This is a genomic window from Frateuria sp. sgz306004 (assembly GCF_057750885.1).
In genome coordinates this window covers 348523-363403 of record NZ_JBYLFE010000001.1, presented here as the reverse complement: position 1 = coordinate 363403, position 14881 = coordinate 348523, and the positions used below count along the sequence as shown (strand labels likewise).

The 14881-nt window shown below is 64.5% G+C and carries 17 protein-coding genes; 6 read left to right on the top strand and 11 right to left on the bottom strand.

Translation table 11 applies throughout. The features are described 5' to 3' along the window. Window positions 1–2: 2 nt before the first annotated feature. The 4 genes from AC3G2C_RS01735 to AC3G2C_RS01720 all read right to left on the bottom strand — a co-directional run bounded on the left by AC3G2C_RS01735 (window position 3) and on the right by AC3G2C_RS01720 (window position 3487). Window positions 3–1001 carry an LLM class flavin-dependent oxidoreductase gene (locus AC3G2C_RS01735; RefSeq protein ID WP_488382882.1) on the bottom strand — a complete coding sequence of 333 codons (999 nt, stop codon included), beginning with the start codon at window positions 999–1001 and terminating at the stop codon, window positions 3–5. A gap of 73 nt (window positions 1002–1074) precedes the next feature. Continuing rightward, window positions 1075–1437: a nuclear transport factor 2 family protein gene (locus AC3G2C_RS01730; protein WP_488382881.1), complete on the bottom strand. Its 363-nt coding sequence runs from the start codon at window positions 1435–1437 to the stop codon at window positions 1075–1077. A gap of 20 nt (window positions 1438–1457) precedes the next feature. Next, the gene (locus tag AC3G2C_RS01725; RefSeq protein ID WP_488382880.1) at window positions 1458–2627 is read right to left on the bottom strand and encodes a YncE family protein; all 1170 of its coding nucleotides are present in this window, start codon (window positions 2625–2627) and stop codon (window positions 1458–1460) included. A 47-nt stretch (window positions 2628–2674) separates the two neighbouring features. After that, the gene (locus AC3G2C_RS01720) at window positions 2675–3487 is read right to left on the bottom strand and encodes a creatininase family protein (protein ID WP_488382879.1); all 813 of its coding nucleotides are present in this window, start codon (window positions 3485–3487) and stop codon (window positions 2675–2677) included. Between the two features lie 181 nt (window positions 3488–3668). Between AC3G2C_RS01720 and AC3G2C_RS01715 the strand changes: the two genes are divergently transcribed. Next, window positions 3669–4766 carry a linear amide C-N hydrolase gene (locus AC3G2C_RS01715; protein ID WP_488382878.1) on the top strand — a complete coding sequence of 366 codons (1098 nt, stop codon included), beginning with the start codon at window positions 3669–3671 and terminating at the stop codon, window positions 4764–4766. Window positions 4767–4849: 83 nt separating this feature from the next. Here the strand turns inward: AC3G2C_RS01715 and AC3G2C_RS01710 are convergent, their stop codons facing one another. The 4 genes from AC3G2C_RS01710 to AC3G2C_RS01695 all read right to left on the bottom strand — a co-directional run bounded on the left by AC3G2C_RS01710 (window position 4850) and on the right by AC3G2C_RS01695 (window position 7886). Then, window positions 4850–5062, bottom strand: a complete 213-nt coding sequence (locus tag AC3G2C_RS01710) for an oxidoreductase-like domain-containing protein (RefSeq protein ID WP_488382877.1) — start codon at window positions 5060–5062, stop codon at window positions 4850–4852. A gap of 4 nt (window positions 5063–5066) precedes the next feature. After that, on the bottom strand, window positions 5067–5825 hold the full coding sequence (locus tag AC3G2C_RS01705; RefSeq protein WP_488382876.1) for a class I SAM-dependent methyltransferase: 759 nt from the start codon (window positions 5823–5825) through the stop codon (window positions 5067–5069). 87 nt (window positions 5826–5912) lie between these two features. Beyond that, window positions 5913–7310 carry a M20/M25/M40 family metallo-hydrolase gene (locus AC3G2C_RS01700; protein WP_488382875.1) on the bottom strand — a complete coding sequence of 466 codons (1398 nt, stop codon included), beginning with the start codon at window positions 7308–7310 and terminating at the stop codon, window positions 5913–5915. Window positions 7311–7373: 63 nt separating this feature from the next. Next, window positions 7374–7886, bottom strand: a complete 513-nt coding sequence (locus tag AC3G2C_RS01695) for a 2'-5' RNA ligase family protein (protein ID WP_488383209.1) — start codon at window positions 7884–7886, stop codon at window positions 7374–7376. Between the two features lie 273 nt (window positions 7887–8159). Here AC3G2C_RS01695 and AC3G2C_RS01690 point away from each other — a divergent pair, with 273 nt between their 5' ends. Next, window positions 8160–8561, top strand: a complete 402-nt coding sequence (locus AC3G2C_RS01690) for an ExbD/TolR family protein (protein WP_488382874.1) — start codon at window positions 8160–8162, stop codon at window positions 8559–8561. A 24-nt stretch (window positions 8562–8585) separates the two neighbouring features. On the opposite strand, the gene AC3G2C_RS01685 is transcribed toward AC3G2C_RS01690, so the two are convergent. Next, the gene (locus tag AC3G2C_RS01685) at window positions 8586–9242 is read right to left on the bottom strand and encodes a 2'-5' RNA ligase family protein (protein WP_488382873.1); all 657 of its coding nucleotides are present in this window, start codon (window positions 9240–9242) and stop codon (window positions 8586–8588) included. 136 nt (window positions 9243–9378) lie between these two features. Between AC3G2C_RS01685 and AC3G2C_RS01680 the strand changes: the two genes are divergently transcribed. Further along, window positions 9379–9843, top strand: coding sequence for a hypothetical protein (locus AC3G2C_RS01680; protein ID WP_488382872.1), 465 nt, complete (start codon window positions 9379–9381; stop codon window positions 9841–9843). Window positions 9844–9921: 78 nt separating this feature from the next. Further along, a complete protein-coding gene (locus tag AC3G2C_RS01675; protein WP_488382871.1) occupies window positions 9922–10206 on the top strand; it encodes a GIY-YIG nuclease family protein in 285 nt (94 codons plus the stop codon). 54 nt (window positions 10207–10260) lie between these two features. Here AC3G2C_RS01675 and AC3G2C_RS01670 read toward each other — a convergent pair whose 3' ends face one another. Continuing rightward, window positions 10261–12567 (bottom strand): transferrin receptor-like dimerization domain-containing protein, encoded by a 2307-nt coding sequence (locus AC3G2C_RS01670; RefSeq protein WP_488382870.1) that lies wholly within the window; start codon window positions 12565–12567, stop codon window positions 10261–10263. A gap of 272 nt (window positions 12568–12839) precedes the next feature. On the opposite strand from AC3G2C_RS01670, the gene AC3G2C_RS01665 reads away from it, so the two are divergent. Continuing rightward, the gene (locus AC3G2C_RS01665) at window positions 12840–13460 is read left to right on the top strand and encodes a hypothetical protein (RefSeq protein ID WP_488382869.1); all 621 of its coding nucleotides are present in this window, start codon (window positions 12840–12842) and stop codon (window positions 13458–13460) included. Between the two features lie 148 nt (window positions 13461–13608). After that, complete coding sequence (locus tag AC3G2C_RS01660) at window positions 13609–14319, top strand: DUF899 family protein (RefSeq protein ID WP_488382868.1); 711 nt, start codon at window positions 13609–13611, stop codon at window positions 14317–14319. 43 nt (window positions 14320–14362) lie between these two features. Here the strand turns inward: AC3G2C_RS01660 and AC3G2C_RS01655 are convergent, their stop codons facing one another. Continuing rightward, entirely contained in the window at window positions 14363–14773 is a 411-nt protein-coding gene (locus AC3G2C_RS01655; protein WP_488382867.1) for a VOC family protein, read from the bottom strand. Window positions 14774–14881 lie beyond the last annotated feature (108 nt).

Here is a 14881-nt window from a genome sequence, read left to right as displayed (position 1 = left end):
GCTCACGCGCTGGCCAACCACTGCTGACGCACCTCGGCCACGATGGCGAACGAGCGACAGCGCGCCTCGTGCTCGAACACATTGGCGGTCACCATCAACTCATCGGGGCGATGGCGCGCCACGAAGGCCTCGATGCCCTCCTTCACCGTCTGCGCGTCGCCGATCACCGCACAGGCCAGCGCCCTCTCCACACCGAACTTCTCGGTAGGCGTCCAGTAATCCTCGATGTTGTCGATGGGAGGAGGAATCAGCCCCGGCTGCCCTCGGCGCAGGTTGATGAAGCTCTGCTGCTGGGTGGTGAACAGGCGCCGGGCTTCTCCGTCGCTGCCGGCCGCCACCACGTTCACGCCCAGCATGGCGTACGGCGCCTGCAGGCGCGGCGACGGACGGAAATCGCGGCGGTAGAGGGCCAACGCTTCGTCCATGGCGTCAGGCGCAAAGTGCGAAGCAAACGCAAACGGCAAACCCATCGCGGCGGCCAATCGTGCACTGAACAGGCTGGAGCCGAGCAGCCACACCGGTACGTCGATGCCCGCCCCCGGCACCGCGCGCACCGACTGGCCGGGCGTAGCCGGTTCGAAGTAAGACAGCAACTCCGCCACATCCTGCGGAAACTGTTCGGCGCTATCGAAATAGCGGCGCAGTGCGCGCGCCGTGGGATGGTCCGTGCCCGGCGCGCGGCCCAGGCCCAGGTCGATGCGTCCCGGATACAGCGAAGCGAGCGTGCCGAACTGCTCGGCCACCTGCAGCGGCGCATGGTTGGGCAGCATGATGCCGCCCGCACCCACGCGGATGGTGGAGGTGCCGCCGGCCACGTGGCCGATCAGCACGGCCGTCGCCGCGCTGGCGATGCCGGGCATGTTGTGGTGTTCGGCCAGCCAGTAGCGCGTGTAGCCCAAGGCTTCGGCGCGGCGCGCCAGGTCCAGCGTATTGGCAAACGCCTGGGCGGCGTTGCTGCCCTCGGTCACCGGCGCCAGATCGAGTACGGAAAACGGAATCATGGGGCTTCCTCGACAGGGAAGCCCACGATGTGGGGACGACGGCGGCAATTGCCAGCCCCGTCCCCTGCGACGGTCAAGCGGCCAGGGTCGGCTCGCCCATGGCAAAGGAAACGCGCACGATGCGCCCGTCGCGCACCTCATAGACGCACAGCATCTCCATGCGCCCCTTACCCTGGGGGAAATTGCGCGTGACCTCTTCCAGGTCCACCACCACCGCGCCCATCACGCTGCGGCTGAGCAGCCGCGCGTGGAGATCGGGCTCAGCGAAGCGCGCCAGCATGCGCTGGCGCAACTGCTCGTGCCCGTGAGCGAGTCGTTCGCCGTGCAGAAGGTACTGCTCGGCGTCAGGCGCATAGGTGGCGAGCAAGGCGTCGATGTCCTTGCGGTTATAGGCCTCCAGCTGCCGCTGGATCACGGCAGCTGGATCGTCCGACACGGTCGTCACCTTGCCCCCACTCAGCGCATGATGCCGGTGTGGCCCAGCGAGTAGCGGCCGGGCTGCGGCCATACCGCGAGGCCGTGGGGCTCCTGGCCCACCTTGATGATGCGCACCTGCCCGCTGGTGGTGTCGAAGGCATACACCACGTCGTCGAAACGGCCCGAGAGCCACAGCGTCTTGCCGTCGGCGCTCACGTTGCCCATGTCCGGGCTGCCGCCACCGGGAATCGGCCAGTTCGCCACGACCTTTTGCGTGGCGAAATCGATCACCGACACGCTGCCCTTGCCGTTGCGCGCGCCATGCACCTTGTTGGAGCCACGATTGGCCACGTAGAGCTTGCTGCCGTCGCGACTGGGGTAGAGCCCATGCGTGCCCACGCCGGTCTTGACGAAGCCCACTTGCTTGAAGCTCGCGCCATCCACCAGGTACACGCCATCGGCCATCATGTCGGCCACGTAGAACGTCTTGCCTTCGGGCGACACACGGATGTCCTGCGGCATGCCCTTCTTGGACAGGTCGAGATAGCCGAGCACCTTGCGGTTCACCATGTCGATCTTCACCAGCTTGCCGGTGAACTCGCAGGTGAAGATCACGTAGCTGCCGTCGATGGCGAAATCGGCATGATTGATGCCCTTGCACTCGGGCGCCTCGATGCTCGATTGCAGCGCCATGGTGTGCGCATCGCGGAAATCCAGGCGCGCATGGGCCTCGGCCACCACGATGGCCTGCTTGCCATCGGGCGTGAAATACATGTTGTACGGATCATCCACCGGCACCGCCTTGCCCGGCTTGCCGGTGCGTGCATCGATGGGCGTGAGGCTGCCGGAGTCCTTGCGCTCGGCATTGTTGGTCACCCACAAGGTGCGCAGGTCCCACGACGGCACCACGTGCTGCGGACCCTCGCCCACCTTGAACTTGTCCACCACCTTGTAGGTGGCCGGATCGATCACGTAGACGTCGTTGGAGCGCAGGTTGGGCACGTAGATGCGTGCGGGATCGTCCTTCACCGCAGGGCTCAGCTTGCCCAGGCCCGCCTCGCTGTACATGTTGGCCGGGTTGGTCACCGGCGGCATGCCTGGCACGGTGGTCACGGTGGAGGCCGCCAGCGCGACACCGGCAAAACCAAGCGCCGCCAGCGGCGCCAGGCGGAACAGACGGGAAGAACGCGGGGAATGAGTGTTGGCCATGAGCAATCAACGAGTCCGTGGAGATTGAAGGTCCACCCCGAAGGGCATCAGTGCGCCTGTGTGTCTTTCCTCAGGGCATCGACGGTATGTACCACAATTGCATCGATGCCGATTTGACCCAGGTCGGCCGAGGCGCGGCGCGGGTCGCCACCGTACACGCCATCGGCCTGACCCAACTTCGGCCCTTTCTGCAACTGCTCCAGGCGCACCATCTGCGGCGCCACGGCCAGTTGCAGCGAGGTGTCGGCCAGGCCAGCGTGCGTGCCGATTTCATCGTCGCGGAATCCGCGCTGGCGCAGCTGCGCGGCGTAGCCGTCCGAGGCGCTGGCGTAGTACTCCGGCGGCACAATGGCCCGGGCCTTGCCGCCCCACGCTTTGTTCAGGCGATCGGCGACGTGCGCCAGATCCTTTTGGTAGCCCCCGTGATCGCCAAGCAACACCACGTTGCGAAAGCCGTGCGCGGCAAAGCTCTGCGCTGCCGACTCCAGCATCTGTTCGAACACCGCATCGGGCACGGTAATCGTGCCGGGAAAGCGCATGTGCGATGTGGGCGGTGCATAGCCGCCCTCCGGCACATAGGCCACCACCGGCGCCACCAGGGCGTTGCCCAGGCGCTCGGCGATCTTCTGCGAGAGATAGGCCACGCGCGCATTGTGCTTGCCTACTGCAATACCTGGTCCGCTCTGCTCGGTGCCGCCAATGGGAATGATGATGGTGGTCTTGCCGGCCTGCACCTGATCGCGGATTTCGGTCCAGGTGAGGTTCTCAAGCAGCACCGTGTGCGGTGCCTGGGCAACGGCGGTGGCGCTGGTGGCGAGCAGCGCGGCAAAGGCCAGCGCCCGCAACGGGAAATAAGGCATGCGCAATGTCCTGATGACGAACAACGACGAGGCGCCGGGCCACATGACCGCGACGAGCTGCCGACAGTCGCATAGCTTGCCGCATCCGTGCCTGGAGAACGAGTGTCAGGCTACACGGCGCCTTCATGCGCCGCATGCTTAGTTGCGCGCTCTCGCCACCATGCATCGACGGAACGCCCCCATGAACCGTGGTCGCCCTCATCTCGCGCTGGCCGCCCTCGCCACCGCCCTGGTCGCCTGTGTAGCGGCACCCGTCAGCTTGGCCTGTACGCGCACGCTCTACGTGGGCGACCAGAACACCGTCATCACCGGCCGCAACATGGATTGGGCGGAGGACATGCAGTCCAATCTCTGGGTGTTTCCCGCCGGCATCAAGCGCGACGGCAAGGCGGGCCCCCACTCGCCGCACTGGACATCCCGCTACGGCAGCCTGATCACCGCTGGCTACGACATCGGCAGCACCGATGGCATCAATGAGAAAGGCCTGGTGATCAACGTGCTGTACCTGGCCGAGACCGACTACGGCAAGCCCGAACCCAAGCGCGAGCACATGTCGATCAGCCTGTGGGGCCAATACGTACTGGACAATTTCGCCACGGTCGACGAGGCGGTGAAGGTACTGTCGAAGGAACCGTTCCAGATCATCGCCCCACCCTTGCCCAACGGAAAGCCGCTGACGCTCCACCTGTCGCTGTCCGATGCGAGCGGCGACTCGGCCATCCTCGAGTACATCAACGGCAAGCTGGTGATTCACCACGGCCGCCAGTACACCGTGATGACCAATTCGCCGACCTACGACGAACAGCTCGCCATCAATGAATACTGGAAAAGCATTGGCGGCCTCACCTTCCTGCCCGGCACCAATCGCGCGGCGGACCGTTTCGCCCGCGCCTCGTTCCTGCTCGATGCCGTGCCCAAGAAACTGGCGCCCAACTACATCGTGGGCGTGCCTCAGCAATCTTATACGTACCAAGCCGTGGCCGAGGTCATGAGCGTGATGCGCGCGGTCAGCGTGCCGCTGGGCATCACCACACCGGGCCAGCCCAATATTTCATCCACCATCTGGCGCACCGTGGCAGACCAGAAAAACCTGGTCTATTACTTCGATTCGGCCACGCGCCCCAATACGTTCTGGGTGGATCTGCACAAGCTGAATCTCAAGCCCGGCGCACCGGTGAAGAAGCTCACGCTGGCGCACGGCGAGGTGTACAGCGGCGAAGCCTCTGCACAATTCGTGGATACGCCCTCGTTTGAGTTCATGCCGGCGCCCGCGCCTTGAGAGCCTTTGGATACCCAAATGTTGATCGTCATCCCGGCGAAAGCAGGAATGACTAGCAATCGGTCGTCTAACCAGAGCTTCCGTTACTCGGGTGATTGCCCAGGATGACGCGCCTGCCAAGCCGCGAGTTCCTCGCGGTAGCGCCCCATGGCTTCGTCGTAGAGATCGAAGATGCAGGGCACGCAGCCCTGCCCGCAGCAATCCTCGTCGTCAGGGCGTTGCGGACGAACCGGGGGCGGATCGTTGGAGGGCGCCGAGGCGCCCTCCGTGTTCGAGGTGTGCGAAAACTCGGTCAAACGCTTATCCAGGCTTGCGGAAACGATAGATGAACTGGTCGGTGTGACCTCGGATGGACTTGTCGAACACCTTGATGTTGTGCGGATCGGCCGGGTTGCGCAGCACATTGCTTTCGCCGTCGAACACAAAGCCCACCGACTCCACCTGCTTGCGCACGATGGCTGGGTCGATGCGATGCAGGGTGTCAGTGTCACGCATACCCGAGCCCGCTTCCGCTACGTGGTCGACGATCACGAACAGGCCGCCGGGCTTGAGCGAGTCGAACACCTGCTTGTCGAACACCACCGGGTCCACATGGCCCATGAATTTGTCCGGGTAATCGTGGTAGTTCTGCGAGGTGAACACGAGGTCCACCTTCTCCGGCGTCTTGAACTCCTTGGCCGGCACCATCAACACGCCGACGTTGGCGTAATGCGGGTTGGCGACCAATGCCTTGGAGGCCTGCACGTCCGACTGGGCTTCGGCACCATATTCGTTCGGCCACACCGCGAATACCTTGCCTTTGGGGCCCACGACGCCGCTGAACACCTTGGTGAAATAACCACTGCCGGGGATCAAATCCACCACAGACTGGCCGGGCTTCACCTGGGCAAACGTCATCAGGTCGACGATCTTGCGGCGATCGTCACTCACGGCATCGTCCTTACGCGCCGCGTCGTTCACGGCGGCGCTGACGTACGCGGGAACCTCCGTCGACGCCGCAAGCGCCGCGGTGACGGGGAAAGCAAGAGCTACCAGCACTGCAAGAACGGTCGGACGCATAACGTACTCCGTGTGGGATTCGGGGGCGCCATTCTGCGCCCCGCTGGGACAAAGCGCAGCATGCGTTTTGGCATATCAACGAAATGTTTAGCGGGCGCTGCCAGGGCCCGCGAGCGTGGTCAGCAGCACATGCCAATAGGCCAGGTCGTCGTAGAACGATTTCACCGGGATGCGCTCGTTCAAGCCATGCGCAAACGCATCGCTGTTCTTCATGAACATGCCGCTGACCCCATACGTGGGAATGCCGGCTGCGCGGAAATAGATGCCGTCGGTGGCACCCGACTCCTGCTCCGGCGTAATCGCCACGCCCGGGCGGATGCTGTGCACGGCCCTGGTCACCGCCGCCACCACATCAGGGCGCAGCGGCGAGGCTTCGCTCGAAATCGCCTTGCCCACCAGGGTCACTTCCACCTTGGGGCCCACCTGGTCGACCAAGGCCTTGCGCACGGTATCGATCGTTACGCCTGGGAACACGCGGCAATTGATGGTGGCCGTTGCCGACTGCGGCAGCGCGTTGTCCGCATGGCCGCCGCGCAGCAGCGTTGCCACGCAAGTCGTGCGCGTCTTGCCGACCTGTGAGGGCTCATCGGCCAGCACCGCCGCAGCGGCGGCATCGTGGGGATTGGCCGCAAAGTCGCGCATGGCCTGCCCCACCTTGCCCGGCGTGGTGGCGCCAAGCGCCTTGAACGAGGCGATGGTGGTGTCGTTCCACATCACGGGGAACTGATAGGCCTGCACTTTCTTCAGCGCGTCCGCCAACTCGTAGATGGCATTGTCCTTGCGCGGCAGCGAGCTGTGGCCGCCAGGGTTGCGAGTGGTGAGTTCGAAGCTGGCGTACGCCTTCTCTGCCGTTTGCAGCCCATACACGAGCGGCTTGCCGCTTTCGCCCAACTCGCCGCCACCGGCGTCGGTGTTGAGCGCAAACTCGGCATCCACCAGGTCGCGGTGGTTCTTGATCAGGTCGTCCATGGTGTCCTGCGTGGTTTCTTCATCGCCGGTGTAGACGATGATGAGATCACGCGTCGGCACGAAGCCTTCCTTCTTCAGCCGAATGAAGTTGGCGGCAAGCACGGCCACGCCACTTTTAATGTCCTCAGTGCCGCGACCATAGAAATAACCGTTCTCCTCGATAAGGGTGAACGGATCGCGCTGCCAGTCTTCCGGCTTGGCGGTCACCACGTCCATGTGCGCCATCAGCGCGATGGGTTTGCCGCCGCTGCCGTTGCCGCGATAACGCACCACCATGGCGGCCGTTTCGCCGTGCGGAATCATGTGAATGTCCGCATCGGCGAAGCCCGCGGCACGGAACTGGTCAGCAAGGTAGCGCGCCATCACCGGCACCTGCCCCTGCCCCACCTCGGTCTTGAATGCAATCAAGTGGCTGAAGATGTCTCGCGCTTTGGCCTGGTTGGCGTCCAGGCTGGCAGCCTGAACAGGCGCGGCGATGGCCAGGGGCAACAAGGTAGCGAGCAGGGTCTTCAGCATGGAGCGTCTCACCGGCATAGGTTGGAACCCTGAGTATTACCTATCCCGGTGCCGGCGGCGCGCTTAGTCCTGCGCGAAATGCCAGGTGCGCAACACTTCGTACTCGCCACCACCGACGACGCTATGCAGCAAGGCGAGACCATCGACCGTCCACGCGATGGGCGCCATCGGGGCAGCCTGCGGCAAGCCGCCCCGGCTGTACGCATAGGTGACATGCGGAGTAAAGCTGCGCGACAGCTGCGCCCCCAACCCAGCCAGGAGCAGCGCCTGGCGCAGCCCTTCCCACAGCCTCTGCAGGCCTTCCGGCACCTGTGTGCAGCGCAACACGCATGGCGGCTCGCGACCATGAAAGGCCGCGGACTGATCCAGCACCAGCTCGAATGGATGCATCGCCACCTTGTCAGCCGCCGCGATGGCTGCCTTGACGATGTCCTGCCGCAGCAAGGCATGGTCGCCCAGAAAATGCAGGGTGAGGTGATAGCGCGAAGGCCGGATCATACGCATCCGCATATGCAGTGTTCGTGCTGCCTCGGTGGCGGCGGCCTCAACCTGCCGAGCTACCGCGGCGCCGGGCATGAGCGCAAAGAACAATCGGTGGACAGCCGCGGGCTCGTTGCCACCGAGCAGATCGCCCTGCGAGGAAAAGAGATCAGGCTGAGCAGAAGGCATAGGCAATGCTGGGTCGGCAACACGAACGGACCTGCATTGTAGTGCCAGCTGGCGCACTCGCTGCGCTCGCGTCCCCGGGGCTGGTATCACGCGCCACGAGCGTCGTAACCTGTGGTTGCCGGCGCATCCCCAGTGCTTGGCGCCCCATCGATGCCGCACCCGCTGACAGGAGGAAGAATCATGGCTTTCTCTGCTCGTGCTTCCGATGCTCCGCTCGCCCAGATCAACGTCACGCCCCTGGTCGACGTGCTGCTGGTCTTGCTGGTAATCATGATGATCACCGCGCCCATGGTGACGCATAAGGTCGCGCTGGACCTGCCGCAGTACAACATCGTCGATCAACGCACACCCGCCGAACCCGTCCGGATAACGCTCGACGCCAACGGCGGCCTGCGCTGGAACGACATCCCCGTGGACATGGCAACACTGGAGGCCCAAATGGTGCTGGCGGCCCGGTCACCGAACGTGCCGCACCTGCAACTCGATATCGCCGACGGCGTGGCGTACCAGCGCATGGCCGAGGTGATTGCCGCCGCCAAGCGACACGGCCTGGTCAACATCGATTTTTCGGGCGAACCCTGACCGCACCCAAACCCCAGCGGTGGGCTAGGGCGCGGCGACCAGAGCCGACGCCTGCATCGACACGATGTGCTGTGCCCGCAGCGGGCCCATGTGCTGTCGCGCTACGTAAGTCGCATAGATCAACCGCTTCACCTGCAGCGCCACGGAAGGCGCCGGCAACGCCTGGAGCCGCTGCCGCAACGCCGCGGCTTCCACGCGCTTGCGATACAGGCCAAGGGTGATGTGCGGCACATAGGCTGACTGCCTGATCTCGCGACTGGCCTGCCCCAACCGGTGACGCCAACCGGCGAGCAAGCCCTGCGGATCACCCACGGGTACGAACGCAGCACTGGCGAAACTGTCCACGCATGCCAAGGGCAACGCGCTGGGTGCACTGGCATGCGCGCGCAATGCGGCGAGCTGCCGCTCGCATGCCTGCGCCGTGAAATCGTCGTCATGCACGCGCCGGGGTTGTTCGAATCCGCACACAAAAGCGGTCAGGTGCGGCGGGCGCTGCGGGCTCGGGTGCAGCAGGTCACGCAACTGGTGGCGACAAGCATCGAGCCAGTCCAGCAGGTCCGCCTGTTCGATGGGCACGATCCACACGCCATAGCGCTGGCGTCCCCGATGCCATTCGGGGTAATCGCGCCATGGGGCGGGCCAGGTTTCGGCGGGGGCGGCCACGGGGTCGGAGAACAGCATGCAGCCATGCTAGCGAGGTTGGCGATGCGCCGGCAGCCCCTGCGTAAAGTCATGTCGCGGCGCGTGCGCGCAGCCACTAGAGTGCGCTGGCTGTCGCGCCACGCAAGACCCTGTCCGCATCCCATCGGAGAACGTCATGGCTCGTTCGCGTCACCCTGCCCTATCGGCCATCCTGTGGGGTGGCCTGGTTGCCGGCACACTCGATATCGGCGCCGCCTCGGTGATCAGCGGCTACAACCCGCTCGTCATCCTCAAGTACGTTGCCGGCGGTGTGCTGGGCAAGTCCTCACTGGCGGGCGGCTGGCAGAACGCCGCACTGGGCATGGCACTGCAATGGGCCATGTCGCTACTTATCGCCGCCATCTTCGTGTTGCTCACACGGCGCCACATCGCCCATTCGACGCGCTGGCCCTGGTGGGGCATCGGCTATGGCGTGGTGATCTTTGCCGTCATGAACTATGTGGTGGTGCCACTCTCGGCACTCCACGCGACGCCGCACTTCAGCACGTACAGCTTTATCGCAAACCTGGCCGCCATGCTGCTGTTTGGCTGGATCGTGGCCTTGTTCGCGAGGAGCAAGCTGCGCACGTCCGCGTACTGATACGCTGGCAGGTCATCGCCAGCCAACTGCGATTGCGCGACACTGCGTGCGTATCCACTGCACCGCCGTGCCGCCCCGATGACTCAAGGCCCCGACTCCGTCACCAGCGCACTCACCTGGTGGCTGTACCTTATCGAGTGCCGCGACGGTTCGTACTACGCCGGTATCACCAACGATCTGGAGGCGCGCTTCCAGGCCCATCTCGCTGGCAAGGGCGCGCGCTACACGCGCTCGCATCCGCCGTTGCGCTTGCTGGGTGCACGACCGTATGCCAATCGCTCTCAGGCGTCGCGCGCGGAATGGGAGATCAAACGTTTGCCGCGGCCACGCAAGCTGGCGTATCTGCAAAACGATCAGGAGTGATCGCCTGCGGTGCGAAGGTGGTAACCATCTTCGCACCGCGTGGACCGCAAGGGCTTAGGCGCCCTTCTTGAGCATCGCCGTGAGGCGATCGAGCTGGGCACGATAGCGATCAAGTACCTTGGCCGTGCTAGCCGCGTACTGGCTGGCTTCGTCCCAACGGCGCGCTTCCAGCGCCTCGCGAACGCCAGGCACGGTTTTTACTTCATAGCCGGTCAGCAGACCTGGCGCGTAGATCATGTGCTTGAACCACGGACGCCCCGGCAAACCTGCCGGATCGGACAGCCCCTGCTCCATCTGCGCCATCAGTGCGTTCAACTCGCGCAACTGCGCCGGCGGTAGATCGAAGCCGGTGGCAGCACGCGCGTTGTAGGCCGCTTCATAGGCCTGCGCACTCTGTTTGAGCTGCTTGGCGGCCTGATCCAGCGGTTCAAGCTGGATCGCACCGACGTTCGACTCGCGCGCGGGCGGTTGCACCGGGCGGGCCGGATCGACCACCAACGCATAGGCGCCGCTGTCGAGCAGCTTGTGCTGCTCGTCGGTGTCCTTGCGGGTATCGTCCACCAACTTGTGCAACTGGGTTACATAGCGGTCGAGCGTATCGCTGAAGTCGCCAAAGCGCAGCGGCACCACGCTGGCATCGGCCGTACGCAACATGATGTGGCCAGCCACCTTGGACAGGGCCACACCGTACTCAAACGTCGGATCGCCAAAACGCGCGTAGTGATCGAAGGAGTCGTAAACGGAGTGGTAGACACCGTCGCTGTCGTTCTCGCCGCCGAAGCCCAAGTCCAACGACGCAACACCCAGGTGCTCAAGGAACGCGCTGAAATCCGAGCCTGAACCCAGCGCACCGATCGGCACGTCGCCCCCCTTTTCGGCCACCGCGGCATCCTCCTTGGTGGCGGGGCGCGCATCCTTGCCATGGCCTTCCACCAACAACCTGGCGCGCATACGCGCAAGCACGCTGGCTTTGGTTTCCGGATCGGTCACACCGGCCGCCACCTCGTTCACCAAGTGCTGCAGCGAGTGGCTGCCACCGGCGTTGAGGAAGCCATGACCGTTAGTGTCGGAGTTGAGATAAAGCACAGCCTTCTGCTGCAATGCCTTGGCATGCGTTTCAGCCCATTCGGTGGAGCCGAGCAGGCCAGGCTCCTCACCGTCCCAACTGGCATAGACCAGTGTGCGCTTGGGTCGCCAACCCTGCTTGTACAGCGTACCGATGGCCTTGGCCTCGGCCAGCATGGCAACGTTGCCCGAGAGTGGATCCCACGCGCCGAACACCCAGCCATCGTGGTGATTGCCGCGCACCACCCATTGGTCGGGCTCGGTGGAGCCCTTGAGCGTGGCGATCACGTCGTACACCGGTTTCTGACCCCAGTCGGACTGCACCGTGAGATGTACGGGTGCGCTGCTGGGCCCCACGTGGTAGGTCAACGGCAAGCCACCGCGCCAACCCGCCGGCGCCACGGGGCCGGTGAGCGACTGCAACAAGGGCGTGGCATCCGCGTAGGAAATCGGTATCACCGGAATCTTGAGGATGGTCTTGGCATCCTTCAGCGCCAGGCGTTTGGCGCCCGGCGTGGAACCGATGCCCGGCGTGAGCGGGTCGCCGGGGTACTGCTGCATGTCGGCCACCGAACCGCGCTGTACGCCGTCGGCGGGCCGCCAGCCACCTTCGGGATAGGTGTCGCCCGCGCCGTAGCCATCATTGCGCGGGTCGGAATAGATCAGGCAACCCACGGCGCCGTGCTCCTGCGCCAGCTTGGGCTTGAGTCCGCGCCAACCACCGCCGTAACGGGTGATGACGATCTTGCCGCGTACGTCGATACCGCGCCGCGCAAGTTCCTTGTAGTCATCCGGCATGCCGTAATTGGCGTAGACCACCGGTGCGGTCACGTCGCCATCGCCGCCGTAGACGTTGTAGGGCGGCAGCACATCCTTATCGATGCTGGAGGTGGCATCGCCTGGCACCGCAGGCTCATGCAGCTTGGCGGTATAGGGGTGCGGCCCCAGCAGTTCCAGTGCCACCTTCTTCGGCGTCGGGTACAGCACGTCGAACGTCTCGATGTGCGCGTCCCAGCCCCACTCACGGAACTTGGCCAGCATGAACTCGGCATTGGCCTTGTCGTGCGGCGAACCCACCTGGTTGGGCTGGGAGGACATCTGCTTGAGCCATTCGCGCTGATCAGCCGGGTCCAGCAGGGCATCGAAGCGCTGCTCAAGGCTCTGCTGGGCGGCGGCGCCTTCCGTGGTGAAGCCAAGCATCGTGCCGGGCGCGCCCGGGCCATCCACCGCCAGTGCGCTGCCTACGGTCGCCAGCAGGCAGGCCGCCAGCAGCGGCCGGGTATTCAATCGGGTCATGCCGTCTCTCTCCCCACAAATGATCGTGCATTGGATGAACGGGCGTCATAGCCCCTGGAAGCGCTGGCAAATTCGTCCCCAGCACCCCAAAGCGCCGATCCCTGACACGGCAGTTATAGCAAGGGGCGTGGCCGCAGCGTCTAGGACAAAGGTCATGCCCCTACCAAGGTAGGACTGAAGTTGCCGCGCAAACGGCCGATAAGCCTGGCAGACCCGGCCACGGCCCTGGCTTGGCGCCGGCACACCCGATGAACTCATGACGTGGGATGGACATGCTGAACTCGGCACCGAATCTCGCTTACCTCAAGGCCGCCTGGGCCGCCTATGCCGGCATCAGCGGCCCCTTTGCCAAGCAAAGCTATGAGGAGGCCGGCCTTCGCTTCACGCGCATCAACCATTCGATGCTGGTGCACATGAACGAGGTACAGGTCGCCACCATGCCGCTGCGCTATACGCGCCAGGATCTGCGCGTGGGCTTTCTGGGACGCATCGAGAACGAGGTGCGCAAGCTCGTGGCGCAGATCGAGCCGGTGTTGCTGCGTACGCTGCACATACCTGAAGGGCACCACTTGTCCATCGAGATGGAAGACTGCCTGCGCCAACTGCGTCGCAAAGGTCACCGTTCGCTGAGCATCCTTATCCGTCCCAATGACGGTGAGGAACTGGACGCCACCCTGCAGGTGGAGATGCGCGTTTTCCTTGACTCGCCGCGCGCGTGCCTGTTCATTTGCCTTGCCGACGGCACCTCGCACCACCAGTTCGACCTGCTCGCCGCCGCCCCCAAGCGCGCGCGCGTTCCGCGTTCGGACAACTACGCCGCGCTGGCTGAGCAAATGGCGGCCACCATCAATGCCTCGCTCGACCTGACCTACGCGACCCAACTGGCCGCCTGAGCGCGAGATCTGCGCCATTCACGCGTTCGGCACGCGGGGTACGGCGATCATGCCGGCCTGAACCTGTCGATTTCCCGTACCCGCGTTCGTCGTGATGGCGTGGCTGCTCATGCAGCCCGCCCACGATCCGCTGCCGGAGGTCCTCGCCATGTCGTCCGTTCCGCCCCTCGTTCCAGCCGCCGAGCTCGTGCGCCGCAATGGCATGCGTTTCCCCGGCGAAAGCGACGCCTATCGCCACGCCCGCGACGCTCTGCTGGCTGAAGAAATCGAACTACGACGCCACATCGAACGCGTGGCCGAACAACGCCGCGCTTTGCCGCCGGGCCCGGAAGTCCGTACCGACTATCGCTTCATCGGCGAGCACGGGCCAGTGAGTTTGCTGGACATGTTTGGCGACAAGCCAAGCCTCGTCACCTATAGCTACATGTTCGGCCCGCAGCGCGAGCGGCCCTGCCCCATGTGCACATCATTGCTCAGCGCCTGGGACGGCGAGGCTCGCGACATCGACCAGCGCGTGTCGCTGGCGATCATCGCGCGCTCACCCATCGAGCGCTTGGTGGCGTTCAAGCGCGAGCGTGGGTGGCGTCATCTGAAGCTGTACTCCGATATCGATGGTGCGTTCAGTCGTGACTACCACGCCTTGGGCGACAACGGTGGCGACGAACCTGCGTTCAACGTGTTCACGCGGCGCGATGGCGTTGTCCGGCTGTTCTGGGCGGGCGAAATGGGCGGCGCAACCGCCGATCCGGGACAGGACCCACGCGGTGCCCCCGACTTGATGCCGCTGTGGACGGTACTCGACTGCGTGCCCGAAGGGCGTGGCACCGACTGGTATCCCAAGCTCGATTACCCCGCCTGATAGGCCTCGATGCGGGCTGCGTCCATCGCAGCCCGCAACAGGCTCATTCGCCGGGTGTCTTCAGGCAATTGACCATCCACGCCTTGCCATAGCGATCCACCAGCATGCCGAAGCGATGCGCCCAGAACGTCTCGCCGATCGCCACTTGCACCTGGCCACCTGCCGACAACGCGTGGAACACGCGATCGGCCTCCTCGGGTGTGCTCACGTCGACGTTGACCACGCCGCCGCGGGTGTCCGAATGCGATGGGCCATCCGCCCCCATCACCATGCCGTGGTCCGACTCCAGCTGCATATGCATCACGCGATGGTGCGTGGCTGGCGGCATTTCCTTGGCCATCGGCGACTCACCAAACGTCATGCGTGCGGTAATGCGTCCTTGGAAGGCCGAGGCGTAGAGATCGAAAGCTTCTGCGCAATCGCCGTCGAAATTGAGGTAGGGAATAAAGCGCATGAAGTTCTCCTGATCGGGGCGGACCGCGCAATCCTGGCGGCCCGAAAGGACGCAACACCCAGTGATGGGGCATCGCCGTCACGGGGGCGACGAACCACCTTACGTCAA